Origin of the sequence: uncultured Winogradskyella sp., from assembly GCF_947498345.1 — a bacterium.
Lineage (GTDB): Bacteria > Bacteroidota > Bacteroidia > Flavobacteriales > Flavobacteriaceae > Winogradskyella.
This window is the reverse complement of sequence record NZ_CANMJY010000002.1, coordinates 165,435-191,399: the sequence shown is the minus strand read 5'-3', so window position 1 is coordinate 191,399 and position 25,965 is coordinate 165,435. Positions and strand designations below refer to the sequence as shown.

Here is a 25,965-nt window from a genome sequence, read left to right as displayed (position 1 = left end):
CAGTGAGCAGCATTTTTTATTTAAATCAATTAGTATTTGGTTTGTTACCAAATCCTAACACGTTTTTCTGGTTCCAAATACATGGCGTCACCTTCTTTAATATCAAATGCTTCATAAAATGCATCTATATTCTTTAAAGGTTGAGTTGCTCTAATATTTCCTGGAGAATGCGGGTCTGTATTAATTTGTGTTCTTAAGGCTTCGTCTCTAATTAGAGTTCTCCATACAGTAGCCCAAGACATAAAGAAGCGCTGTTCTGGTGTAAATCCATCAATTTTATCTGGCCTTCCATTTTCTTTGAAGTGCAATTGTAATCCGTCATAAGCACCAAGGACTCCGCCCAAATCACCAATATTTTCTCCTAAAGTAAAAGGTCCATTGACATAAACGCTGTCTAAGACCTCAATAGCAGAGTACTGATCTGCCAAAGCTTTTCCGCGTTTTTCAAATTCAGCTAAATCCTCTGGTGTCCACCAGTTATTTACATTACCATCACCGTCAAAACGCGCACCAGAATCATCAAATGCATGTGATATTTCATGACCAATTACTGCTCCAATACCACCATAATTAACAGCTTCGTCAGCAGTGTAATTATAAAAAGGTGGTTGTAAAATAGCAGCTGGGAAAACAATTTCGTTGTTTAATGGATTGTGATATGCATTAACCATCTGTGGTGGCATTCCCCATTCGTTTTTGTCAACAGGCTCGTTTATCTCTTCTAAATTTTTCTTTTGAGACCAATGCCCTACGGCTAGCATATTCTCAGCATAAGAATTTCCTTCTTTTACTTGTAAATCGGAGTAGTCTTCCCATTCATCTGGGTAAGCAATTTTTACCGTAAACTTGTCTAGCTTTTCAATAGCTTTCTTCTTGGTTTCTTCACTCATCCAATCTAACTTGGTAATACGATTTTGAAAAGCAGTAATAACATTTTCTATCATTTTTTCTGCTTTCTCTTTAGCTTCTGGCGGAAACTTAGCCTGTACATATAACTGACCAACAGCCTCACCTACACTACCATCTACTGTACCTAAAGCACGTTCATCAGCTGGACGCATTTTTTTAGATCCGTTAAGTGTTTTTCCATAAAAATCCCAATTCGCTTTTTCTATTTCTGTAGTTAAAAACCCTGCAGCACCATTTAATGTGCTCCAATCCATAAGTGTCTTTATATCTTCAATCGAAGTAGACTTTAAAAATGCATCCATAGCTTTCATATACTTAGGTTGCATTACCAATAAGGTATCTACTTGCTTTTCAATGCCCATATCATCCATGAATTTTTGCCAATTGATAGATGGCACCATTGTCTGTAGATCAGCAAGCGATGTTGGGTTATTAAAGTTTCTTATATCTCTACTTGCTACTTTGTCTAATCTTGGCTCTGCCAATTGTGTTTCCATTGCTAAAATTTTATCAGCAGCAATACGTGCATCAGCTTCAGAATAATTAATGTATTGAAGCATTCTTGTTATGTGGTCTATATATTGCCCTCTAATCTCTTTGGTTTTCTCGTCTTCATCTAAATAATAATCACGTTGTAATCCCAACCCAGAAGGAAAAACCCAAGCTGTATTCATACTACTATTATTAAGGTCTGGATTAGATCCAATACCAGTAAATGGTGCACCAATACCTAGTGTAGAAGCAAATACGGTTTGCATATCATTAAGATTGTTAATACCATCTATCTTATCTAACAAAGGTTGTAATGGCTTAATCCCCGCTTCGTTACGTGCAACAGTATCTAGTTCTGATTCGAAAATCAGCAATGCTTTTTGTTGATCCGAGCCTTCTTTATAAGTTCCTAATTCTTTTGATGTGTTTAAGATTTCTAACACATCTTGTCTTGTGGATTTACGTAGCACCCCAAATCCTCCCCAACGCGATTCATCGTCTGGGATTGTATTGGTTTCCATCCATTTACCATTAACGTAATTGTAAAAATCTTCTTTTGGACTTATTGTAGTGTCCATGTTCTCCAGAATAATTCCCGGAATCTTTTCTCCTGCCATAGCAGTGTCTTCTTTGGCTTCATCTTTACATCCTAAAACAGTAAATAAAGCCAAACCTGATAGCGCTAGTACGCGACTCAAATTGGTTTTCATAATTTGATTTGATTAATTCGAATTAAAAGTAATTATAAATAAGACCGCTAAATCATTGAATTGTTACAACTTAACAAAACTTTAAGATTATTATCGACTAATATTCTGCCTCTATTTTATTGTATTTATCGCGCTCTAATTTCTTATTTATTTGATAATTAAGGTTTGAAAAAGCAACCAAAACTTCTTTAACGCTTTTTAATTTTAAATCATCGTCAATATTGTCTAGGATTAGGTTTTCATTAAGCCTATATAGTGAAGTCTCAATAATAGCCAATCTCGATATAATTGGATTGGTTTTAAAGTTTTCGGGCAATGCGAGCTTAAACTCTTCAATAAACTTTATAAGTAAATCTTTATCCCCATTAAAAAAAGATAAATCTGCTTTTTTTAGATAATTAATTTGAATGGCCAACTCTTGGTACTTTTCCCAATTTGCCAGAGCTTTTTCTGCACTAGGACTTAACACGTAATCTGTATAATTAAAGCTTTTTATAGCCTTAGCAGTTATTATTGTTTTTTGGTCTGTACTTTCTGATTTAGCATCGTCTGGTTTAGCATTATCAGTACCGCAACTTACTAAGATAAAAAAGCATATGTTTAGAAGTGTTAGTCCAGTCTTCATATATTATAAAATTTTGTTTGTAAATATACTTAAACTATAATTCTAGACTTCTAGTATAAGCTAAAATTAAGATTATCAAGTTCTTAAATAATCTATCTTTTTTTTGAGAAAAATAATATTTCCACTTCCAATTTCTTAGTATTTTTGAAAATACTCTAATCTTGAATAAATGGCTTCTAAAATACTAATCATTGGTGCTTGCGGACAAATAGGAACAGAACTTACCACAGCGTTACGAAAAATTCATGGTGTCAATAATGTTATTGCAAGTGATATCAATACCAGAAAATTAGATCTGGTAAATTCTGGTCCTTTTGAGATAATTGATGCCAAGAATTTTAACGCTATTAAAGATTGTTGTAAAAACCATAATATAGATACGATTTACCTTATGGCTGCTTTACTGAGTGCTACAGGTGAAAAATATCCAATGGAGGCCTGGGACCTAAATATGAATTCTCTTTTTCACGTGCTTAATTTAGCAAAAGGAGGTACTATAAAAAAAGTATATTGGCCAAGTAGTATTGCCGTTTTTGGCCCAACTACACCGAGAGAAAACACACCTCAGCATACTATTTGCGAGCCTACAACAGTATATGGTATAACCAAACAAGTGGGTGAACGTTGGTGCGAATATTATAATAAAAAATACGGAGTTGATGTACGTAGTATTCGCTATCCTGGTATTATAAGTCATAAAGCTATGCCTGGCGGAGGTACTACAGACTACGCTGTTGAGATTTACCATGAAGCCCTTAAAAATGGTAAATACGAATGTTTCTTATCTGAAAACACAAGTCTACCAATGATGTTTATGGACGACGCCATTAAAGCCACTATAGATCTAATGACAGTAGACTCTAAAGCTTTAACTATAAGATCTGCTTATAATTTGTCAGCCATAAGTTTTACACCAAAAGAAATTTTTAAAAGTATTAAGTCGCAACTCCCGGAGTTTACAATTACCTACAAGCCCGATTTTAGACAAGCCATTGCAGACAGTTGGCCCTCATCTATTGACGATAGTATTGCCCGAAAGGATTGGAATTGGAAACATCGCTTTGATTTGGATGCCATGACCGCAGAAATGTTAAAGGCACTTAAAAAAAGATACGATTAACACCTTTTGATTCCTCTAAAATAAATTTGAAGAAAAGAAATTCTTAGTTAGTTTTTGGTAGGATTAAAGCTTTAATCTTATTTTGAAGTCATTGTGACTTCAGAATTAGGGATATCTAAAATACTATCTTCTTCTTCACTTGAAAACTGCAACATTAAAAGTAAAAGGAGCGTTGCTGCAATTGATAAATACACAATTTTAGGCAGTAACTTTCTTTTCTCAGTTACGATATCATTGCTTTCAATAACTAATAATTTATAACCTTTTTTAGGTATAGTAACAATATTTAGTTCTTTTTCAAGATGATTCTTTTTTATCAAATTTCTGAGTTTGTATATATTTTTCCTCAGCGCTGTTTGTCCAACAAAAATATTGTCAGCCCAAATAGAAGTTATAAACGCTTCTTTTGTAACTATAACATTTTTAGAGTGTATTAACTTTAATAGAATAGCCGTGAGTTGTGGCTCTAACTTAGAAGTAATAACATTACCTTCTTTATAAATTATAAGAATATTTTCATCTTCTAATAAAGCAACTGATTTTGATATTGTTAATTGCGATTTCATAAAAAAGACATTAAAAGGACATGTATTTTAACTAAAAGTAACCAACCAGATTTAATTTTAAAAAATATTAACAAAATTATATCAAATCATGAAACGTTCATCAATCATCATTTTATTTTTAGTTACCATATTATTTGACTGTAGACAATCTCCTAATAATGATATTGCGATGTCTGAAAGCAATGGAAAAGACCTCAACCAACTCGATGTTTTAATCCAAAATCTTGAGACAGAAGGTATGTATGGGAGTTTTCTATTAATGGAAAATGACAGTGTTCTATTTCAAAAAAGCATTGGATTCTCTAATAAAGAAAGAGGAATTAGAAATAACTCAAATACAATATACTTATATGGTTCTATTGTTAAAGATTATACAATGGCACTCATGTTCTTATTAGAATCTGAAGGTAAACTCAATACAAATGACAAAATTTCAAAGTATTTTGAAAATGTTCCTGAAGACAAGAAAAATATCACTATTGGACAGGTTATTAATCATACATCTGGTTTAGTTGAGTATCAAGACTTAGTTGATGAAAATGTTGGTAAAAAATATCAAGATCTAGGATATCCTAACGATTTATTTCCAATGACCAGAAAAGAGAATTTGGATGCTATTTTTAGTGCAAAACTTAGGTTTAAACCTGGTACTGGTGATGGTTATTCTAACGCTGGTTATACATTATTAGCAATTTTAGCTGAAGAGGTTACTGGGAGATCTTTTGAGGATCTTATTCATCAATACATTTTAAAACCTGCAAAAACCAAAACTGCCGACTTCTACGCTAGTCCCTTATGGAAAAAAGATAATGTCGCTGTAGGGTATAGCAAATTTACTTATGGCGAAGAAAATAGTCCGGTATATTGGCCAAGAAACCCAGGCGCAATAAAAGGGAATGGCGGATTGGCTGGTTCTCTTATGGATATCTACTTAGGAACAAGACATATGCTTTCTCTAGAACAAACCAACCCAACCTTTAGAAAACTTGCAAAAAAATACAAATACACTCCAGGAATCCCAATGAATTATCATGGTTCTGCTGGTGGAGGTATGCTAGGGTTTGTAGCGTTTAATTTTGTAATTAAAGATAAAGACCAATATCTCATTTATGCATCAAATAATAATACTGAAGGCGAAGATGAAAATATGCTAAGAAAAGTTATGAAATTGGGATTTGGGTTTGATATTGCCTCAATTGCACCAGGTGAATTTGCTGACGAAACAAAAGGGGAAGAAGAAGTAAATACGACTAATAAAGGTGAAAGAAATAAATGGGGCTTACCTAATAAGTTAAAGTATGACAGAGTTGGGGCTTTTATAGATTTATTGTCAAACAAAATAGATTTAGAAACCTTCAAAACAAATGATTGTACAGACAAGTTTTCGGGTAAAGTATCAAAACTATTCAAAACATGGCAAAAATCTGAACACTTACAATATCATCAGGTTACTTCTTATGGTACAGAGATGGAATTAATTCTTAAAGACACCTTAACTCAAAAAGAATATATATTTGATTTAAAACTAGAAAAAGATATTAATGTAAAATTTAAGAGTATTAAATTCAAAAAGTGATTCTAACCAGTGAATGTTTTTAATATCATATTGACTAATCGCCTCACAAGCAAAATACTATAACGACATTATAGATACAAAAAGAGACGGTTAGTCTAGACAAGAAATCTATGGTTAGAGACTACTTTAATGAAGTTTTTAATAACAATCATTAACCAAGTATACTACTCAACTTAAACATAGGAAGATACATAGCAATTAAAATAAATCCAACGAACAAACCCACAAAAAGAATAATTATTGGCTCCATAACAGTTGATAATAATTTAGAACGCTGTTGTACTTTTGCATTGTACTGACTGTTTAAGCGTTCAAACATAAATTCTGTTTGATTCGTTTCTTCGGCAACCTTAACTAAAGCAATCATTTTTTGGTCAAAAAGTTTGTGTGCACCAAGACTTTCACTCAGCGATTCTCCTTTTAATAGTTGTTTCTCTACTTTATTAAGTGCTATTGTTAACGGATAATAATCTATCATTTGTTTTACCAAAGTAATACTATTGACTATCGGAACTTTAGATGCTGTTAGTAATGCTATAGCCTGAGTAAATTGAGACAGATATACTGTTTGGATAAAGGACCCGACAAATGGAATTCTATTTAAGCCTTTGTCTTTAATACGTTTATACCAAGGTTTTTTATTAAAAAACAGCCTTAAAAAGATTAATGATACTATTCCTAAAACCAACCAAATTCCATGAGATTTAATAAATCCGGAAATATTAACTACAAAAACAGTAATTGCAGGCATTTCTATCTGTTGTTGTTTAAATATATCTTCGAACATTGGTACTACAAATTGCAACATAAATATAACCACCAATATTGCAGTAGTGAGTATAATACATGGGTAGGTAAGAGCATTAATTAAATGTTTTCGTTGTTCGTTTTTTCTATTATAAAATGAACCTAACTGTTCTGCTATTCTATGTAGTGTTCCTGTCTCTTCTCCTATTTTTAGTGAATGATATTCGTAATCAGAAAACTCGTTTTGATTTTTAATGGCATCCGAAAGGCTTTTACCAGAAACCACATCACCCAAAATAGTTTGCAGTATAGATTTTGTCTTTTTATTTTTTTGCGTATTCGTTATTAGCTCAAGTGCTGCTTTTAGATTTATTCCAGCTTTTAGTAACACACTAAGCTCGGTGTAAAAATCCTCTTTAACTTTATTAGAAAAAGCTTTTTTTAAAACCACAACTTCCTTCTCTAACAAAGAATTTATGGTAGATTTTGCCTCGGGTTTTAATGGTTGCTTTGATATATTTTCTAATTGAAAAGCCATTAGTTCATAAATTGTTTGGCATCATTGGTTTTAAAAATAAATATCTGTTGATCTTTATATTTTCTTGATAATTCTAAACGTAGTGCATCAATTTTCCCTTCTTTTATCTTTTCACCGTTAAAGAACAATTCTTTATGCTCAATTTTAATGTGAAATGTATCCTTGTTTCTCAGCACATAATTATCATGAAAACGATAGGTCATAGAATCTTTTATAGTTCGGAATTTTACTAGATTATCCGTTTCGGTGTAGCTCATTGAACTATAATTATTAACATCTATCCATAAGGCCTCTTCTAATCGATTAAACTCTGTATTTAAGCTAAAATTCTGTTGTATAGACCACATATGTCGTTGCACCAAGGATAATACGGTGAACGCCAAACCTACAGTAATTACTGTAATAATCATTACAATCACCATTTCATTAAGTGTAAAAGCCTTGACTTTAGATTTCATTTTTTATAAATCTCTTTTTCTAATGTTTTTTTTGTTGCTGTATTATATGCTCTAATGTTTATCTTTTCTGAGTCTTTGATGCTTTGGATAACAATTTCCCATTCATTATAATCATCATAATATGGCAGTGTAATTTTATCGTTTTTATAGATGTATTCCATTTCATTTAACTTTGCCGTAATTGCTCTTGTATTGTTATTTATACCACTTGAAAACAAGTTGTTTAAAATCATAGTAGCTACTATAAAAATGACCATAATGAGTACTGTAGCTATTAAAGTTTCCATAAGAGTAGAGGCTTTTATTTTTCTTAGTACAGCCATTTTGCAACACTTTTTTTTGAGTTTATAAAGCTTATTCCTGCATATTTCGAGGTTAGTTTACTACTATCGATGAGAGCATTATACAAGTGATTTTGAAAAATAGATCCTCCTTCTTTAATGATAAAATTATCTGTGTAAACCGAACCGTAAACGGTTCCTCTTAATTCTACATTTTGCTCACAATACACCATACCTTCTACGATAGCATTGGCACTAATTTTTAGTTGTGCATCATAATTATTGGCTCTTGTGTTTCCTAAAACAACAACTTGTCCAGCAATCTTTGAATGGTCTGCTATGGTGATGGCTTTAGAATTTCCGTTCCCTTCCTTAGTGTAGTTTTGCAATAATACTAATGCTGACGGATAGGATAGCTCTACATTGGTACCTATATTGATGCCCTTTGTGGCAATTGCCTGAAACCTTCCTGTTACATTTGGCTGCACTTCTATAACTGGCGCAATTAATATTACATCAGAAAGCTTGGCAGTAGCATCAACCGTAATTTTAGACTTAGACCGAATAATAATATGACCTACAATTGTACTATTAGACAAAACAATTTCTGATTCTGTATAGGCTAATTGCAACTCATTTTTAAAAGAGTTTGTGTACGATTTTGAAGGCTCAAGATTAATGTCAAGAGCTTCAAAATTCCCTGCTTTTAATTCTTCCAAATACTGCAAAAGATTACGATCTAACATAGGCAAATCATTACTAACTTCGGTACGGCCATAAACATAACGTTCACCGTAAAACGATTTACCTGAGATATGTCCTGTTTTAATTCCGCTTTTAGGTAAGACCGCATTCCCATTAATTCTTGTATCACCCACTAAAACCAAGGGCTTATTATTATCCTTTACATATAATGCTGGTTTATTTTTAGTGGATATTGCAGAACCTATTAATGCTGTTTTACTCAAAGACGTAGTCTTAATTTTAGCTTTGGCGTATACTTTTTCAAAACTGCCCCAAAAACTGTGATGTACTTTTAAGGATTTATAAGTTTTATCGTGCAAATTAATTGTCACTGTATCTTTCAGGTTTCCTTTACTATAAAGTACTTCTCTTATACCTTTATCTACTAAAGCTACAGTTTCAATAGTATGATTTGTTTTTAAACGGAATTGTTTATGTATGTGGATGAATAATATAAAAGACGATAGTAATACCGCTATAACCACAATAATAAAAGTAACTAATTGTAATGCGCCAGATTTGAGTTTTTTTCTCATCATTTTTGCTTTAGATAAAAAGTTCTGGAATTGTTTTTATAGCGCATTGTAATACTTTTAGTAGTTCCGTATACCAAAGTAATACTGTCTTTTGTTTGTCCCTTTTTTAATAAATATTGTTTATTATTTATGGTAACAATGAACATTTGGTTTTTATCTTTTTTTACGATACCATAATAATGTACAGGTTTCCATTGTGTCTCTTTTCTTTTTATTTTAGTCTTCTTCTTACTTTTCTTTTTTAAGTAGGTACCTAAGAACGGGTCTCTATTTACGGTTTGTATAGAAAAGGTGTCGATTTTGGTGTCTAATTTGTAATTGGTATTAACGGCAAAATCTTGTTGTTGAATATCTGGTAAATCCGGATTTAAGGCCGAAATAATTTTATAGCCAATAGTTCCCCAAACCGCGAGTACTAATATTAAAAGTATATATGTTTTTTTTTTATTCTTCAATAGTAAGGTTTAATGTAGTATACTGTGTTTGGTAATTAAAGTTAATTGCTCTAACACGCCATTGATAACTAGCGGCTTCTAAATCTTTAATAAAATTTGTAGCAGTAATCATAGTGTCTTCTACTATAACTTGAGCATTATTAAATTCTGGCCGAGCTATTTGTAAGTGATAGGATTCTGCATGTTCTAATGGTTCCCAAGAAAAACTTACAGCAGAACCATCTAAAGTTGTATTATTGGCAGGCGCCAAAATACTTATGTTTTCATCGGATATATCTTCAACTTCAATAAGCTCTTCGCAACTGAGAAAACATAAAACACCCAAAAGAAGATAAAACTTTCTTATCATAATTAACGTACTTAGATTAAATGGTTAAGATAGCTTATAAACTATCAAAATCACTAAGCAAAATGCTTAGTTTTTATAAGCATTTTGCTTAGTTTTTATATTGATATATTGATTCTTTTTTCATTAAATTTTTTAGCTTTTTTTTTATTGACTTAAATACTCTACCCGAAATTCCTCAGCAAAACATGAGCTTGTAAATAAAATCGCCCTGTTTTATAATTCTTTTGCTTTTTAAAATTGAGATTAATGATTTCACCAAATTTGGTATGTTGCTCTAATTGGTATACAAGTGATAGAATGGCATTATAATTACCTTCTAATGTAAACTGATATGTGTTTACTATTAAATCATTTTGTATAATTTTATGAGGCTCAATAAAGTCAACAACTTTTAATTGGTTGGCGTCAGCAAAAGTATTTATAGCGCTTAACATGTTATTCTGCATAGAGCTTTCGCTTAATTGATATTTAGTTAACAGCGAATCGTAATAGTGTTTTCGCTGTTTTAGAGCAGACAATTGTAAAGGCATATTATCAAACGCCAAGGCTTCTTGCTGTAATGTCTTATATTCATTTTTTAGTTGAAGTGTATTAGCAATAGCATAATTATAAGCTATAATTATCAATAAAAAGAAACCAACAACGAGCAATATGTTTTTAGTTTTCTGTGTCATGTATATTGAGCTTAATTATAAAATTTGAAGCTGTTTTACTATGGTCTTCAAAACTTAAAATACTAACTGAGTTTATCCAAGATTTAGCTTCTAATTGAGAAATCCATTCAGAAAAAAATATACGCTTATATGTCTGCCCAGACATAACAATAGTGTTCTTATTATTCTCAATAGCCTTATTATCTTTTATTTTTTTTACCAACGGCTGAAAATTGAGTTCTTTTAACAAAATATGCTCTGGCAGATCCGTAATGATGGCATTGACATAAAAAGAGCTTTTAGAACTACTACTCTTTAAAACATCATTAACCATTTTCTCTGTTTTTTTTACGTTTTCATTAAGGTTAATCATTTTAGTTTTTGAAGTTTCTATAACTTGAGCTGTTTCTTTTAAAGTATTGACCTCGTTATAATAATGGTTAAAAAACAAGAAATTAATAAGCAGTATGGCAAACAAAACACTTAAACCCATTTTAAGAAATTGACTGGCAAATCGTTTTTGATTATATATAGTACCTAACTCATTTTTTTTGTCATCAAAACTAGATTGAATTATCTGGCTTTTTACAATCAGATTTAGCGCAGAAGCAAAACTCAATAAAGCTGTATTTTTAACATTGAGACCATTTATATCATAACCAGACTCAAAGTGTGTTTCATCAAAACTAATTTTAGTAATGTTTTTATCTTTTATTATAATGCTCGCATTAGATGTCTTTATACTTTCAATATCAATAAAAGGGACTAGTGTTGTAGAAATTAAGTTCCCTAAAGTAAAATCAATAATAACAAAACCTTGAGATAAATAAGAGTTTAATAAATCTTCGACATACGTTTTTCTACATATAGACACAAAGTGATTCTTTCCTTGACTTATAGTTTCGTAATAAAAGTCTTCAACTTTAATATTAGGAAAGGCCATATGAACTAACTTAAGGCTTTCATTACTATTGCCCTCGACCCATTTAGTTAATACAGAATTGGTGTTGATAACTAAGCTTAAAGGAGCACCTTTGGGCACATGCTCCTTTAAAGTCTCTAAATTTTCAGCTTCAAAACTTGTATTAATATCTAGTTGTTGCTTTGTCTTTTTTAACGTTACACCATAAAAACAAGTCTTGCCATTTATTTGTGTTTGCTCAACACCATAAAAGCGATTACCAAATTTTAAATATGTAATTAACTTTTCTACCATTAGTATATTACTGTTGGTTTAATAAACACTGTAAGCTTAGATTTTCTACCCTCTCTTACACGCTTGCTAAACAACCATTTAATCAATGGAATTCTTGCTAAAAAAGGCACACCAGAACCCGAGTTGTTTGAATAATTCTCTTCTAAACCACCAAGCACGGCAATATCCTGATCTTTCATTCTGACAACTGAGGAGAAATTACGAGAGCTAATATCTGGTGGTGCATCTTCTGCAATACGTTGACCAAAATTAGATTGTATAACATTGATATCTAACAATACCTGATTATCGCCAGTAACATAAGGCTTTATGTCTAAGCCCAATTTAGCATCTATAGGAAAGTAATTTCTAATCTCTGATGTCTGAGGGTTATCTGTACCAATAATGTTTCGTTGTACTACAGCATAATAAGATGTTTGCCCATTAGAAAACGAGGCTCTATGTCCATTAAGGGTCGCAAGTTTTGGTGTAGATTTTATCTTTAGGTCACCATTGGTTTCCATGGCTTTAACAGTAGCGAAAAAATTAGGGACCACACGTCCAAAATTAAATACTGAAGTACTACTGAATCCACTTATAATTCTATTGATGGTTTCGGCACCAACATTTAAATCTGTTGTAGGAAATATAGACCCTTGAGTTGTGGTAGGCTCATTACCAATTCCCCAACTTACACCAGCTTCTACAGTATTAGTAACCTGTGCTTCCACTATCATAACTTCTATAAGGATTACAGGAATTGCTTTATCTATACTTTTCACAAACTTTTTAAAATATTCGATTTTAGCCCCAGTTCCTGTAACATATATACTGTTTAACTCTGTATCTATCTTACAATCTAAACCTTCCTGAACCTCTTGAGGGATTAAATCTAAAATATTACCTCCATTTTCATTGATTGATGAGCTTCGGGAGTTTGTTGAATAGTTTCTGTTTTGAGGTCTTGAATTGTTAAGGTTATTATTATTAAAGCCATTGTTAAGTTGATTTCTAAACCCCTGTTCAGCCACCTGATAGTTTCCTCTTATATCATTACTAGGCATTCCTACTTGTGGATCTGCCATCATATTTACCGAACGGTGTTTTAATTTAATAATCTCAACCTTTCTAACACTGAGCTGTTTTTCTGTGCCAAAAAAATAAATATCATCTTCTTTTTTAAAAGTAAACCTATTGGATTGTGCTGACGAATTCGTTTTATTTTGAGTATTATTAGGTACTGCACTGGTTAAATTTGAAGCCTGAGGTTCAAATAGTTTAATCAATAAATCGTCAAAGCTTATCGATTTTGCATTTAGAGTTGCACTACCTGCACCATCTAACGGAGATGCCATAAACATATTAATATCTAAGATATCCCCTATCTGTTCTACTATACGTCTTACAGAAGCATTTTTAAAATCAACCTCTAAAAGTTGAAGTGTTGTATCTATGACTTTAAAATTTAAGTTTGGACTTAAACGACTACCAAGTCTATTAGTGTTTTCATTTTTATTATTGGTTAAAGCCTTATCAAAAACATAAAAATTATCTTGAGTTTTAGTAAGTGTTAAGTTATTGGTTAAGGCCATCTTGTCCATAGCTGTATCAAAATCTGTAGATTTTATATAGGCTGTCAATTCCATATTTTCCATATCGGGAGCATACAGTAAATTTTTTGCGCTTTTATCCATAATAACCTTAAAAACTTCATAGAGGCGATTATGTCTTGCATCTATAGATAAGCTTTCGTCTGTTGGGTCATAGTCGATTTGCATAGGGTAAATTTCCTCTACAGCTTCTTCAATAAAAGGTTTTACAGAAAGTATGTTTTTTGTAAAATCAATAGTTAAACTATATTCCTTACATAGAAATAATAGCATATCCGAAACCGTAACATTAGAAAAGTTATTCTTAATCGTTATAGAATTTAACTCTTGAGAAACATTAATATTAATTTTATGAATACTGGAAACAGCTAATAAAAAATTAGGTAAAGTGACATCATTAAGAGAAATACTCGCATCTAACTGTTCCGTTAAACCTGTGTTATCTATTGAAACTTGTTTTAGCTGCTGATCGATATCGAGTAATCTTTGGCTATTTTGAGAATAGCTAGCTGTTACGATACACAATGCAAATATTATTTTTATAAATAGTTTCATCTGTTCTTCATTAGAGTTTAAGAATAATAGATTAAATTCTATTATTCGATTAAGAGTGAATAGACCTCTTCAATAGAAGTAATACCTTCTTGTATAAGTTTTACGGCATTAGTTTTTAATGTCGCTATGCCTTTTGTTTCTAAATATTCATCAATTTCTAAACGGTTATTTTTAATATGCTTAATCAAAGACTTTGTGATTGGTATAATTTCGTAAATAGCCTTTCTTCCCTGGTAACCTGTAAAATAACATTCATTACAGCCCAATGCTACATAATGTACTGCAAGTGTCTCGGGAATTTCAAATTGCTCAGGAAAGTCCTTACTGAGTATTGGTTTTTCTACCTTACAATTAGGACATAATTTCCTTACCAATCGTTGAGCCACACTGACATTTAAAGTACTGGCAATTAAAAAAGCAGGAATATCCATGTCTATTAAACGAGATATCGTAGCCCAGGCCGAATTGGTATGTATGGTCGATAGCACCAAATGACCTGTTAAGGCAGCCCTAATAGCCATATTTGCTGTTTTGGCATCTCTGATCTCTCCGACCATGATCACATCTGGATCCTGCCTCAAAAAAGTACGTAAAGTGCTTGAGAAGTCTAATCCAATATTTTCTTTGAGCTGTACCTGATTAATGCCTTCCAAAGTATATTCTATCGGATCTTCAATAGTAAGTATATTGGTCTTTTCATCATTTAAAAGTTTTAATGTAGCGTATAAGGTTGTTGTTTTTCCAGATCCAGTTGGCCCGGAAATAAGAACAATACCATTAGGTTTTTTTATAGTCTCTAAATAAGCATTAAGCTCTTTATCCGTAAAACCTAAATCATTAAGCTCTATATGGTCGGTGTCTTTGCTTAGAATTCTGAGAACAATTTTTTCACCATGCAATGTCGGTAAGGACGATACCCTAATATCAAATTCATCCGTTAAAGTTTTTATGGTTATTCTACCATCTTGAGGTAGGCGCTTTTCAGAAATATCCAATCCGGCTCTAATCTTAAGCTTGTTAACAATAATTGGGTATTGATCTTGCTCTATAATAAAATATTCTTTAAGCTTCCCATCTAATCGCAAACGAACACGACAGCGCTCTTCATAAATTTCAAAATGAATATCACTACTACCAATAGCCTTGGCTGTAGCCAAGAGTTTTTCTAAAAAATCTGAAGAATAATGAAATGCTTCAGAATGTGCTTGCTCACGTTTTCTAAAGTTAGAAGCAAGATATTGTTTAATGTTAGTCTCAGATTCTGGTATTAAGGTTATAGACTTCCCTAAAACAATTTTTAATTCTTGCTTTAATAGGTCTGAGGTATCGTAAGATTTAAACGTATAGCTCTCAAGGGTGCTCTCTACCGGAATAATACCATACTGATATGCTTGTTCACTGCTAATAAGCTGTGTAAGATGAACTGGTATTTTAAAATCTTCTTTAATCATAACTATAAAACATATAAAGATGATATTATACCTGACCAGTGCGATAGATAAACCATTCCAAAAAACAAGCTGATATAACCTGCTAAAGGAACCGATTGCAGTTTCGAATACCGTTTAATGATAAGATGTAACATGAGCGAAAAGACCAGGGAAAACACAAAAATCACTAAAAAGGAAATCGTAGAAAATGAGAATATTAACCCAAGGAATAAGAGCACATCTCCAAGGCCAAAAACCTCATTAAATGCAGATTTAAGCTTCAGTTTTGCATACAGAAATACAACTAACAATAAGATGAAAATGCATATAAAATTCATACCTACAGAAACATAAAAGAGCGCTGGTAAAGTGCTGTTGTAAAATAGAATAGCACTGCAAATTCCAAATACCGGAAATAAAAACCAATAGACTTCACGCGCTTTAAAATCCTGATAAAAAATCAGTATAAGCGAAACGATCGTTATAATTTTTAAAACTAGCATCAGTCTTTTATAATTTGTTTAGGTGTCCCATTCTCATTGATTTCCCAAACATTGAATATCCCATCCCCATCAAAGTCGGTTATTGCTGTAGCTCGTGCCGTAAAATTGGTATTACTGGCACTTAAAACCTCATATGTGTAGTTGCTTGTTCCATTCTCTTTTACTGTTTTTGGCGCCTCAAAATCTAGCTCATAAAGATCAGTAGTGTATTTAGAGTATAGGTAACGGTGAGACGTTTGGTTATTATAAATGTATTTTAATTGCATTTGCGCCTCTATACTTTTAGCTTTTACAACCAAAGGCATAAGATTAGGTAAGGCAATTAGCATAAACACACCTATAATCAATAGAACTATTAATACTTCCTGCAGGCTAAAAGCATTCGTTTTTAATTTTTGTTTATATAAATCCATGTTTTTCTGCTTTTAATATGAGTTTTCGATCATCACCGGTTTCTATGCCAAAAAGAGATTTTAAATTACGTTTCCTGGATTCGATTGCACTTTTTGACAAACTCACCATTTTAATAAGGTCCTTTGTTTTTGCACCTTTTGAAATATGATACAACAATTGTCTATCAATAGTATCGAGAGAAAAGTCATTGACAAACTGTTTTCGCATCAGTTGAAGCACTTTTTTACTATAAAAAGGCGAATCATCCAATACACAGTCTATTGCAGAAACCAGTGAATCAAAATCAATATCTGTTTTAATTATAAAACCTTCAGGGTTTAAAGATTTTAGAATATTGTTTAAACGAAAATTATCGGAATGGTTAGTTAATACCATGATCTTTACACAAGGAAAAAAACCCTTGATCATAACCCCTAAATCTTCACCAGAGAGTATGACTTTATCATTAGAATGCGGAATATTGATATCGAGAAGTACAAAATCAATAGGCGTGCTGTTGACTGCCTTGTCAATTTCATATTTAGCTTCATCGGCATTTGCAACGGACTTTACCTTAAATTCTATCAAAGGATTTAAGTCACTAATCCTTTCCAGGACATTTAATAAAACACCTACAATCAACGGCTCATCCTCTACGATCAGGACGTTATATTTTTTCACCATAGTAAATCTTCAATTTAAGTTCTTAAGGGATTATGACTTAAAATATTCAGACTACTAAATTAAGTGCTGTGTTCATCATTACACAAAGCAAAATGCTTGGTTTTTTAAAGCAAAATGCTTGGTTTTTTAAAGCAAAATGCTTGGTGTAATCTCAAAAAGTCAATCTAACTTTACGGCCTCATATCTACGCAACAGAATTAAATATTTAAAACAGGCACAAAAAGAGTGCTAGTAAAAATATATAAAATTCCTACATTTTTTTTCAGTTCATCGATAAAATAACAAATTTTTAAGACCTTTTTCTATGAAAACACATTTCAACACGCTGCTTAGTATTCTTATGCTCACATTTTCAATTGGTGTCTCTGCACAGGTAGTGTTCCAAACGGGAGCTTTTGCAAAATAGTAATCATTAACTACTGATAGTTAATAACTTATAAAGTTAACAGGCTCTTAAAAAAGAGCCTGTTCTTGTTCATTGAAATGGTGAACGTTTCTTAAACCTTATAGAATAAGGGTTTTATATACTGTGGTGTTTCAAACGGGCTCCTAAGATATACTTGTAGGATATTTCATATATTTACGATACTTCCTCTTGGTTTTAAGCAAAAAAATAATTCTTAATTACAATATAAAACTTAACAAACATATCAGATCAATATATTAGCTGACTAGTGTCTTGATCTTTATTGAGAACTCGTAGAGTTCATAATAAAAAATGTATTTTTATTGATATAAATATAATGGGAATAAACGTAATACGTTTATTCCATTGTTGTGCTTCATGCAAAGAAACCTAATACATAAATGATAGATTGGATTAAAAACTTACTTGAAAACAAAAATGAATTCGAAGTTACCGAATGGCGAACTGATAATTCTATCTTACAGTTTTTGAGGAATAATATAGACAGTAATGGAACTTTAAAAGATTCAGCAAACGATTTACCTGATGAAAAAAAATCTGATGAAAATGGAATTAGATTTGCACCAGGATTAATGGATTCAATGTTTGGAGCGGATGAATCTTCAGAATCGAAAGTTAAAATTAAAGAGTTATCAAAACTGATAAAAACAATAGCAAAAAAAGGAGATGCAGGAAGCAAATCGGAATTTTATAAGAGAATAACTGAAAGTGACGGAGTAATTGGAATAATAGATGAATTTCTTCAAGAAATAGTAAATCAATCTTTACCCATTGAGCCATATCTATTTGGATTTGCTAAAAATTTAGCAACGAAAACAAGTCATAGAAATAGTGTCAAAATAGGAATTGCAATTCTTGGTCTTTGCCAAAAGAAATCAGTTGTAAATGAAATTAAGATTCTTGGTTTACATGATGAATTTACTGTTTTCTCTACAGTTGCTCTTTCTAATTTATCAAACAATCCTGTTCAAGACTTATGGGAATTGGCAGGTAAAGTTGATGGTTGGGGAAAAATCCAACTTGTTGATAGAATAGCTAACATGGAATTGACTGAAGAACTAAAAGATTGGTTAATCCTTGATGGCTACAAAAACAGTATAATGAACGAATATCTGGCTTGTACTTGTGCTGTAAATGGAGAACTTCATAAGAAGCTTCAAAATGAAAAAATTGATAAAAAACTATTCAAATCCACAGGAGAGATTATTGAAGCTCTTATTTCTGGAGGACCAACAGAAGATATATCTGATTACGAATTTGCACCAGAAACTGTTGAGAATTTTATTCGACATGGTAAAACCCATGTAAAAGATATTACAGATTTTATCACCATAAATTCTATTAAAGATTTTCTTATCGAAATTCAAGACGATATAGGAGAACATAAAAAAAATGGTTGGACTCAAGACATAATTTCTAATTGTCTTATAGATATTAACGAAACTTTAAAAAATAAAGATTGGGAAGAACAGGCAGAAATAGCCTTAAAAAGTGATGACAACATTTTATACTGGAATGGAAAACAAGCCGCCCAAAAACTTGGTATTGAATTATGGGATGTTGTTTGGGCTAAACTACTAAAGAATCCTTTGGATAGTTCAGCTTGGTATGATGTTACAACTTATGGTAAAAAAGATAACGTGAATGACATAATTGACTTCGCTAAAAAAAATCTGCCTTTAGAAGAGTTAGGAGCTGGCCCAAAAGATTGGATGGGATTAGGCGAAGACTTTCAAAAGCATTCTTGTTTTGATAGTGTAATAACGTTTTTAGAAGATTATCCAAAAAAAGGAGAAGAACTTATTCTTGTTGGGTTAGATAGTCCAGTCACCAGAAATAGAAACATGACAATTAGAGTTTTGGATAAATGGACATCAAAAAATTGGTCAGACGAAATTACCAAGAAGGTTAATCATTTAAAAGAAATTGAGCCAAACGAAGACAGTAAAAAGAATATCGGGAGACTACTAAAAGGACTTGAATTAGAATAAAGCACGAAAGCACAACAACGTGTATAATTCATTGCTAGTACTCGCCTACTTGGAAATTCCTTCGGAATTTCCTCTGGTTCGTTTTTGTTTACTAATTTAGTTGCTGAAACACGCAACGAAATCATACACAAACACGTTGGCTGTCATTTAAAAGTTCGTAGTTAAAACAATAAGAAAAATATAAATTTAAAAGTATGCTGACTTATATTAATCCGAAATTACCAATGCGTGATAAATCTGTTACAAGAAATTATTATGTAAACAAACTAGGTTTTAAAGAATTGGGTGATTATGATGGATATTTAATGGTTGAGAAAGACAATATAGAAATTCACTTCTTTGAATTTAAACAGCTCGATCCTAAAGAGAATTATGGAATGGTTTATATAAGAACTGATAAAATCGATGGTTTGTATAAGTTCATGCTTGAAAATAAAATAGAAATTCATCCTAATGGACCTTTGGAAAATAAACCTTGGGGACAGAGAGAATTTGCATTACTTGACCCAGATAATAATCTTTTAACCTTTGGACAGAGTATCTAAGTATTAAAAAACGAACAGTCAACAACGTGTATAGTTCATTGTTCGGAAATTCCTATTCGGAATTTCTTTCGCTTCTGAACAATGGGTCAGTCTTTATTTGCTATCTTAGAGCAAACACAACGAAATCATACACGAACACGTTACAAACAATTTAAACCAAATTTTACTAAATGAAAAAACTGAACTTAATCCTTGGAATCTTAATCGGAATCATAATTTTTTCTTGCTCATCTGACGATGATAATTCAAATCAAGATGAAATTATTGGTGTTTGGAATTTAATGTCAATTGAAAATCAAGGAAATGATATAACCGTAGTTGACTGCCAAACCCAACAGAACATAGTTTACAATTCCAATAATTCGGGGACTGAAAAAGCACCAGAAGAAATATCTCAAACACCCTGTGAATTTAATACTGTGCCATTCAATTGGTCTAGAAATGGGAACGAAATCACTTTGACAGTTGGCGAAGAAGGCACATTTGTGAATGAAATCTTACTACTTACTGAAAATAGATTGGAAATCGTTGTCATTGAAATGGATGGAACTGCGGTGCCAGAAAATGAACAAGAAATCTTGAAGTACGAAAAGTAAAAAACTGTTTGTAACAACCTATATAATTAATGCGGCTGAAATTCCTCAATGGAAATTCAGCCGCATTAATTATCTTTAGCAACAGCGGAAAGTACCTGCATAATTTCTCGCAACTAATCATACACAAAACGTTGGCAACAATTTAAAAAATGGAAATAAGAAATCTTATAATTCTTTTTGGATTTATTTACACTTTGATTAGTTGTACTTATAATTCGAAAAATGAAGTTGATTACAAAAATTATCACGCAGAAATCCTTTTAGCAGAAGAGTTAGTAAGTCAAGAAAAATACAATCAAGCTTTAGAACGATACGAAAAGGTATTTGCAAACTTCAAATTCAATTTTCTTCGTGACTATAAAGTCGCTTCCCAACTTTATCTTTTTACTGGAAATAAAGAAAAAGGAGTAAACCTAATTAAAGAAAGTATTACCAACGGATGGGAATTAAAAGACTTAAAAAATCAGGAATTCCTTAAAAAGAATTTAAATGATTCCGAATGGAAAAACATAGAAAATCAATACGATAACTTATATAAAATATTTTTAAATAGAATAGATTCTAATATTAAAAGCAAAGTACAATCTATGTTTGAAAAAGATCAAGAACTTGCTTTTAAAGTTTCGACCATTGAAAATGAGCAAGAACAAGAAGAATTTATCTTAAAAAATTTTCCTAAGCATAGTGAAAAGCAACTTAAAAAGCTCTTAGAGATTCTTGAAGAAAAGGGCTATCCTGGAGAATTTCTAATCGGAAATAATTTTTGGTCTTCAACCATTTTGAGCCACCATAATTCTATAGAACCTGATTATGTAAAGAAAGACACATTATATAATTTTATCAAACCAAAATTATTTCAATCTCTTACTAAAGGATATATTTCACCTTATGAAATTGCCTTAATTGAAGATTGGAAAAGAGCCACTACTTCAGATTTTAGTGAATCAATCTACGGATATCTTAATGCACCTAATTCATCAAATATTTCGCAAATTAATACTTCTAGAAGGAGAATTGGATTAAGACCAGTAGAATTGAGAAACAAATTAATTGATATTGAAAATAAAACAGGAATTAATTTTTATCTACCAGATTGGGTTGATGGAAAAATAAAAATCGGGAATTAAAAACGGTAGTATTCCAAACGGACTCCTAAACTTTATTTGTAAGATCTTTCATATGTTTTTAATGCAACCAGTATTAAACAAAAAAGTAGTGCGTACAGAGTAATCTGAGAAATGCGAATTATTTATTGTTCTGATTATTAAATGTTTAGGTATGTTTTTAAATTATGCCTATCTTTAGACTCCTTCATTTATTTTCCTCCTAAGTTTAAATTATTAGCAAGCGGGTTCATCGTAACTCAAAGCCAAACTATTAATTTAAATTAAAACCTCATGAGTCAAGTTACTAACGAGCAACAAATCCAAGCTTTAGAAACCTACCACACAAATGTTAAGAAAGACAACAGCCTGAGTGTATTTAAAAAGTTTTTTGAATACCTTATTGAATGTGAAGCACAGGCCTTAGCGCTTATTGACTACGTAAAAAACCCTGATGGACCACCACCAGCAATTCCTCAAAAAGGAAGTATTGAATATGGGTTTATCCTATATTGGATTCATCATCCGCCAGAAGCGATTACAAAATGGTTAGATAAGCATCGGATATTGCGATCCATTCTTAATGCATTACAAGCAGAAGCACCTCCAACAAAAATTACCCTCACAGAATATACCAATTTAATCGCTAAAATAGAAGCTGGTGCCGTTCCATGGGACGATGGTACAATGATAGGGACAAAGAAGTATGAGCAACTTGATACTGGCTGGTTTTTTGCAGCATTAAATTATGGTATTAATCTGGTTGTACCATCTAGTATTGCTGATTTTCCTAACAACTCCATTGAGACTTCAGAACTGTCTCGCAAACAAGGTAGAACTGGCGACCCAGTCATAGGAATATTGGGAGATTGGGGAACTGGGTATTACACAAATTATAATGGCACACCATCTGGTGCAAAGCGAGTAATGGATGATATGACCAAGCATGAGCTCGATTATCTTTTACATCTGGGTGATGTCTATTATGCTGGTACGTATCTAAGACCTTTGCCACTTGAGGAAGACGTAAACTTTTTAGATTTATGGCCAGACCAGGGAACAGGTCGTAACTTTACACTTAATTCTAATCATGAGATGAGTGGCGATGCACATGGATATTTTGACCTTGCTCTTAAAAAAGATGGAGTTTTTGAACATCAAAACGGTATGAGTTACTTTTCTCGAACTTACGGAAATTGGTTGCTGCTTGGATTAGATTCGTCTTATTACTCAGATAAAAAAAATGGATGGGATAAATTCTATATGGATGGTGCTATTGGTACTGATGGGTATAAACAGCAAATAAACTGGTTAGAGCAATTTAGTGGTCATAATGGTCCTGTTATGGTTGTAACGCATCACAATGCTTGTGACTTAACAGGTGCTAATACAAATATTCTTTTTGATCAGGTAAGTGCTGCCTTAGGAAGAATGCCATCATTATGGTATTGGGGACATGTACATAATGGTATTGTCTACAATAAACTATATATGGGAGACGCTATTCCGTATATTCCTACAAAAGGACGATGTTGTGGTCATGCCTCAATTCCTTTTGGTAATGGCTGGGCATTAGAAGACAACAGTAATATTGCGTATTATGCACACACTCGAGATTATCAGTTTCCGGAATCAGATCCCAGAGTAAAAAATGGATATGCGCTTGTTACCCTACATAAAGATGGCGGGTTTACTGAAGCGTTTTATGAAGTAGATAATCTAAATGCTGTTTATGAAAAAACATGGTCTCCTTCAGAAGTTCCGTAATATTATAAGTTAATGCTATTCCATTTTAAAATTGAATAGCTATTGACGAGTTGTTGGATATTTTTAATGAGCTTAATTTATCAGAAAATGATACACATATTAGGACAAGCAATTATATAAACCCTTTTTCTCTGGCCCTGATTAATAAATCACTATCATTACCCTTATCTAAGCCAAAGGTGCTTTTAAGTTTTCGTTTTCTGCTTTCTATAGCGCTTTTAGACAGATGAACAAGCCGTGGTAGATCTTTCATTTTTGCACCTATCGATAAATAATATAATATGGTTTTATCAGTCTTGTCTATAAAAATATTATGAGCCAACTGTTTTCTAATATATCGCAATACTGTTTTGCTGTAATATGGAGGTTCAATAATAACTGTTTTTATGGCTCTTATAAGTTCACTGTAATCTATATCACTTTTAACCAGTAAACATTCTGGATTCATTGTCTTTAGAAGTGAGTATATCTGTATGTTATTTTGATAGGAAGAAAATAGCATCATTTTCATCTTAGGAAATCTTAACCGTAATTTAATACTAATATCTTCAATAAATAACGGTTTACTAGTTTCTGTAGGCGGTATATTAATATTTACTAATACCAAATCAATAGGAGCATTAGTTTCTATGACTTTTAAAGCATTGTTATAATTATTAGCAACTTTTAAATTAAAATTACTAATCCTATTAGTAAGACATAAAAATGCGTTCTTTAAAACATGTACGAGTAAAGCTTCATTTTCAACAATGAGAACATTAACGGTTTTAGGCATTTTTATATCTTGATGGTTAGTCATAATATTATATAGATACTATCTGCGTGCTATATATAGCATAACTTAAAATTAAGCAAGTTATTATTCAGAAACACCTTACAATGAGTAAACATGTTAATTCCGTTAGTGATTTATAAATTTGAGTACGTTAAAAAATATTACCAAAAAATTAATGTCTAAGAATATAGTATTTACCTCGAAGCCTATTTACGAGTTTGTTTTTGTGGATAAGCATTGTCCATCATAATAAAAAGCTAAAAAATATTTGATTGTTTGCAATTCAATTAATTACCGTAATTTCCAGAAAAAGTAAGAGTTACACGAGTTCCCATAGGTTTTTCACCATCATAGAGATCGTCTATAACCATATTAATATCTATTGTTGAAAATTGTTTAATGGTATCTATGCGTTCTTTCATAATACGATTAGCATGTGAGATATGCTCATTTTTTTGCCTTGCTTTTATATTCGTCGCAGCTTTTCTTCCTATTCCATTATCTGTTATAACAGCATAAAGGCAATCTTCTCTAAGTTTAAAAGTAACTTGTAAGCATCTATTTTTGGACTTTTTAGGTATTAATCCATGTAATATGGCATTTTCAATTAACGGTTGTATCATCATGCTTGGAAGGAAGATATTCGATGTTTCCATATCCTCAGGTTCTAAACGAAGTGTGAAATTAATGTCATGGGGTTGTCGTAATTTTTCTAAATCAACATAAGTGTTTATGTATTGTATTTCTTTTTTTAAGGATATTTTTTCAGAATGACTAAAATCTAAAGTAAACCGTAAAAGCTTAGCAAAAGCTGTTAAGTATTTGTTAGCTTCACGCTCACCTTTTAGGATTATAGCACTTTGTATACCATTTAATGAGTTAAAGATAAAATGAGGATTCATTTGCGCACGTAATGCCTTTGCCTCTAATTGTCCCATTTGTAATCGTATGGCTTCTTCCTTTTTTAGTTTTTTTCTGACGGCTTTTATTCTTAATTGAAAAACAACTACAATTACAGAGAGAACTAGTATGGTCATTAAAACCCTAGCCCACCATGTATGCCACCAAGGTGGTTTTATTGTAAAGTTATAAACAATGGTATTACTTAAATTCCCCGTCTCACCTATAGCTCTTGCTTTAAATGTATAATTTCCATAAGGAATATTTTGAACGGCAATATTAGGCGATTTAAGCAAAGGGCCCCATGTATTGTCCAATCCATCAATAACATACTGATACATTATCTTTGAAGGTGAATTCCATTCGGTAGCGCTTAATTGAAAAGATAAATCATTAATATTATAAGGTAATTCTAAATTTTGAGGGACATTACTAAACTTTGATTTAGATTTTGTAGCTTTAGCTATGGTTCTTCTAAGTTCAGAACCCTCTATATACACGTTATTTGATAATTGTCCGTAATCAATAAACTCTTGTTCTACCTCAATACTATTCAAAGTTAGTTTTGGAATAGAATTTGGAATTACCATATCCTTACTCGCTATAGAGACCACTCCATCTGTAGTTCCCCACCAAAGCTTTCCTTTTGAATCCTTTAATGCTGAATTAAACATTATTTCTGGTTTAAAAAACCCAGTAGAATAATCAAAATATTTATAAAAATAAGATTGA

General features: G+C 31.8%; 25 protein-coding genes. 8 read left to right on the top strand and 17 right to left on the bottom strand.

Annotation, left to right across the window (positions count from 1 at the left end; all coding sequences use genetic code 11):
- Positions 1-44 precede the first annotated feature (44 nt).
- Positions 45-2,111 (bottom strand): M13 family metallopeptidase, encoded by a 2,067-nt coding sequence (locus tag Q0912_RS03985; protein WP_299112293.1) that lies wholly within the window; start codon positions 2,109-2,111, stop codon positions 45-47.
- A 97-nt stretch (positions 2,112-2,208) separates the two neighbouring features.
- Positions 2,209-2,736 (bottom strand): hypothetical protein, encoded by a 528-nt coding sequence (locus Q0912_RS03980; protein WP_299112291.1) that lies wholly within the window; start codon positions 2,734-2,736, stop codon positions 2,209-2,211.
- A 169-nt stretch (positions 2,737-2,905) separates the two neighbouring features.
- Here Q0912_RS03980 and Q0912_RS03975 point away from each other — a divergent pair, with 169 nt between their 5' ends.
- Positions 2,906-3,856 (top strand): NAD-dependent epimerase/dehydratase family protein, encoded by a 951-nt coding sequence (locus Q0912_RS03975; RefSeq protein WP_299112289.1) that lies wholly within the window; start codon positions 2,906-2,908, stop codon positions 3,854-3,856.
- Between the two features lie 77 nt (positions 3,857-3,933).
- On the opposite strand, the gene Q0912_RS03970 is transcribed toward Q0912_RS03975, so the two are convergent.
- Entirely contained in the window at positions 3,934-4,422 is a 489-nt protein-coding gene (locus Q0912_RS03970; RefSeq protein WP_299112287.1) for a helix-turn-helix domain-containing protein, read from the bottom strand.
- Between the two features lie 88 nt (positions 4,423-4,510).
- Between Q0912_RS03970 and Q0912_RS03965 the strand changes: the two genes are divergently transcribed.
- On the top strand, positions 4,511-5,998 hold the full coding sequence (locus Q0912_RS03965) for a serine hydrolase domain-containing protein (protein ID WP_299112285.1): 1,488 nt from the start codon (positions 4,511-4,513) through the stop codon (positions 5,996-5,998).
- A 151-nt stretch (positions 5,999-6,149) separates the two neighbouring features.
- Here Q0912_RS03965 and Q0912_RS03960 read toward each other — a convergent pair whose 3' ends face one another.
- From Q0912_RS03960 to Q0912_RS03915, 10 genes are all read right to left on the bottom strand, one after another.
- On the bottom strand, positions 6,150-7,283 hold the full coding sequence (locus Q0912_RS03960; RefSeq protein ID WP_299112283.1) for a type II secretion system F family protein: 1,134 nt from the start codon (positions 7,281-7,283) through the stop codon (positions 6,150-6,152).
- On the bottom strand, positions 7,283-7,741 hold the full coding sequence (locus Q0912_RS03955; protein ID WP_299112280.1) for a hypothetical protein: 459 nt from the start codon (positions 7,739-7,741) through the stop codon (positions 7,283-7,285). Before Q0912_RS03955 ends, Q0912_RS03960 begins: the two co-directional genes overlap by 1 nt.
- Positions 7,738-8,064, bottom strand: a complete 327-nt coding sequence (locus Q0912_RS03950) for a hypothetical protein (RefSeq protein ID WP_299112277.1) — start codon at positions 8,062-8,064, stop codon at positions 7,738-7,740. The genes Q0912_RS03955 and Q0912_RS03950 overlap by 4 nt, the downstream gene beginning before the upstream one ends.
- Complete coding sequence (locus Q0912_RS03945) at positions 8,052-9,302, bottom strand: hypothetical protein (protein ID WP_299112275.1); 1,251 nt, start codon at positions 9,300-9,302, stop codon at positions 8,052-8,054. Before Q0912_RS03945 ends, Q0912_RS03950 begins: the two co-directional genes overlap by 13 nt.
- Positions 9,302-9,757: a hypothetical protein gene (locus Q0912_RS03940; RefSeq protein ID WP_299112272.1), complete on the bottom strand. Its 456-nt coding sequence runs from the start codon at positions 9,755-9,757 to the stop codon at positions 9,302-9,304. Before Q0912_RS03940 ends, Q0912_RS03945 begins: the two co-directional genes overlap by 1 nt.
- Positions 9,747-10,106: a hypothetical protein gene (locus Q0912_RS03935; protein ID WP_299112270.1), complete on the bottom strand. Its 360-nt coding sequence runs from the start codon at positions 10,104-10,106 to the stop codon at positions 9,747-9,749. Before Q0912_RS03935 ends, Q0912_RS03940 begins: the two co-directional genes overlap by 11 nt.
- A 161-nt stretch (positions 10,107-10,267) precedes the next feature.
- Positions 10,268-10,780: a type 4a pilus biogenesis protein PilO gene (gene pilO / locus Q0912_RS03930; RefSeq protein WP_299112268.1), complete on the bottom strand. Its 513-nt coding sequence runs from the start codon at positions 10,778-10,780 to the stop codon at positions 10,268-10,270.
- Positions 10,764-11,975 (bottom strand): hypothetical protein, encoded by a 1,212-nt coding sequence (locus Q0912_RS03925; RefSeq protein WP_299112266.1) that lies wholly within the window; start codon positions 11,973-11,975, stop codon positions 10,764-10,766. Before Q0912_RS03925 ends, pilO begins: the two co-directional genes overlap by 17 nt.
- Positions 11,975-14,119: a general secretion pathway protein GspD gene (locus tag Q0912_RS03920; RefSeq protein ID WP_299112264.1), complete on the bottom strand. Its 2,145-nt coding sequence runs from the start codon at positions 14,117-14,119 to the stop codon at positions 11,975-11,977. The genes Q0912_RS03925 and Q0912_RS03920 overlap by 1 nt, the downstream gene beginning before the upstream one ends.
- Positions 14,120-14,160: 41 nt before the next feature.
- Positions 14,161-15,570 carry a GspE/PulE family protein gene (locus tag Q0912_RS03915; protein WP_299112262.1) on the bottom strand — a complete coding sequence of 470 codons (1,410 nt, stop codon included), beginning with the start codon at positions 15,568-15,570 and terminating at the stop codon, positions 14,161-14,163.
- A gap of 132 nt (positions 15,571-15,702) precedes the next feature.
- Between Q0912_RS03915 and Q0912_RS03910 the strand changes: the two genes are divergently transcribed.
- Positions 15,703-15,903 (top strand): hypothetical protein, encoded by a 201-nt coding sequence (locus Q0912_RS03910; RefSeq protein WP_299112260.1) that lies wholly within the window; start codon positions 15,703-15,705, stop codon positions 15,901-15,903.
- A gap of 148 nt (positions 15,904-16,051) precedes the next feature.
- Here Q0912_RS03910 and Q0912_RS03905 read toward each other — a convergent pair whose 3' ends face one another.
- Positions 16,052-16,465 (bottom strand): prepilin-type N-terminal cleavage/methylation domain-containing protein, encoded by a 414-nt coding sequence (locus Q0912_RS03905; protein WP_299112258.1) that lies wholly within the window; start codon positions 16,463-16,465, stop codon positions 16,052-16,054.
- Positions 16,452-17,129: a response regulator gene (locus Q0912_RS03900; protein ID WP_299112256.1), complete on the bottom strand. Its 678-nt coding sequence runs from the start codon at positions 17,127-17,129 to the stop codon at positions 16,452-16,454. The genes Q0912_RS03905 and Q0912_RS03900 overlap by 14 nt, the downstream gene beginning before the upstream one ends.
- Before the next feature lie 807 nt (positions 17,130-17,936).
- Here Q0912_RS03900 and Q0912_RS03895 point away from each other — a divergent pair.
- The 5 genes from Q0912_RS03895 (at position 17,937) to Q0912_RS03875 (ending at position 23,558) form a co-directional block, all read left to right on the top strand.
- Positions 17,937-19,547 (top strand): hypothetical protein, encoded by a 1,611-nt coding sequence (locus Q0912_RS03895; RefSeq protein ID WP_299112254.1) that lies wholly within the window; start codon positions 17,937-17,939, stop codon positions 19,545-19,547.
- Positions 19,548-19,741: 194 nt separating this feature from the next.
- Positions 19,742-20,092 carry a VOC family protein gene (locus tag Q0912_RS03890; RefSeq protein ID WP_299112252.1) on the top strand — a complete coding sequence of 117 codons (351 nt, stop codon included), beginning with the start codon at positions 19,742-19,744 and terminating at the stop codon, positions 20,090-20,092.
- 170 nt (positions 20,093-20,262) lie between these two features.
- Positions 20,263-20,688 carry a lipocalin family protein gene (locus Q0912_RS03885; RefSeq protein ID WP_299112250.1) on the top strand — a complete coding sequence of 142 codons (426 nt, stop codon included), beginning with the start codon at positions 20,263-20,265 and terminating at the stop codon, positions 20,686-20,688.
- A gap of 149 nt (positions 20,689-20,837) precedes the next feature.
- The gene (locus Q0912_RS03880; RefSeq protein ID WP_299112248.1) at positions 20,838-21,815 is read left to right on the top strand and encodes a hypothetical protein; all 978 of its coding nucleotides are present in this window, start codon (positions 20,838-20,840) and stop codon (positions 21,813-21,815) included.
- A gap of 270 nt (positions 21,816-22,085) precedes the next feature.
- On the top strand, positions 22,086-23,558 hold the full coding sequence (locus tag Q0912_RS03875) for a metallophosphoesterase (RefSeq protein ID WP_299112246.1): 1,473 nt from the start codon (positions 22,086-22,088) through the stop codon (positions 23,556-23,558).
- Between the two features lie 112 nt (positions 23,559-23,670).
- Here the strand turns inward: Q0912_RS03875 and Q0912_RS03870 are convergent, their stop codons facing one another.
- Positions 23,671-24,357, bottom strand: a complete 687-nt coding sequence (locus Q0912_RS03870; RefSeq protein ID WP_299112244.1) for a hypothetical protein — start codon at positions 24,355-24,357, stop codon at positions 23,671-23,673.
- Positions 24,358-24,620: 263 nt separating this feature from the next.
- The gene (locus Q0912_RS03865; protein ID WP_299112242.1) at positions 24,621-25,907 is read right to left on the bottom strand and encodes a histidine kinase; all 1,287 of its coding nucleotides are present in this window, start codon (positions 25,905-25,907) and stop codon (positions 24,621-24,623) included.
- Between the last annotated feature and the right edge of the window lie 58 nt (positions 25,908-25,965).